Annotated in this window: 1 protein-coding gene; it reads right to left on the reverse strand. The window is 69.1% G+C overall.

The genetic code is table 11. From position 1 onward, the window contains the following. The coding region (locus AB4Z35_RS30450; protein WP_442101221.1) for a cytochrome ubiquinol oxidase subunit I at positions 1-463 on the reverse strand (463 nt) is incomplete at both ends.

Consider the following 463-nt stretch of genomic DNA (forward strand, 5'->3'; position numbering starts at 1 on the left):
CACCACCGAGATATAGGCCACGATCAGCGCCAGATAGAGCGCCAGGTACATCGCCAGCGTGCTCACCACCGAGAYRTAGGCCRCGATCAGCGCCAGRTAGAGCGCCAGGTACATCGCCAGCGTGCTGGCGATCATCGCGGCGGGCACCTTGGAGGCGGCCTGCGCCGTGGTCAGCACGCCGTAGACCAGATACGGCTGGCGGCCGATCTCGGTCACGTACCAGCCGGCGACGAGCGCCACCCAGCCGGAGAAGGTCATGGCCACCAGCGCGCGGGCCATCCACGGCGCGGGCTCGCCGCGCCGGCGGAACTGCCACGCGCCGATCCACGACACGGCCAGCATCAGCAGGCCCACGCCGACCATGATGCGGAAGGCGAAGAACAGCGGGGCCACGGGGGGATGGCGGTCCGGGAAGGCGTCGATGCCCTTGATTTCGCCCTCGAGGTCATGGGCGAGGTAGAGC

The organism is Pseudomonas sp. KB_15 (assembly GCF_052114525.1).
GTDB lineage: Bacteria > Pseudomonadota > Gammaproteobacteria > Pseudomonadales > Pseudomonadaceae > Aquipseudomonas.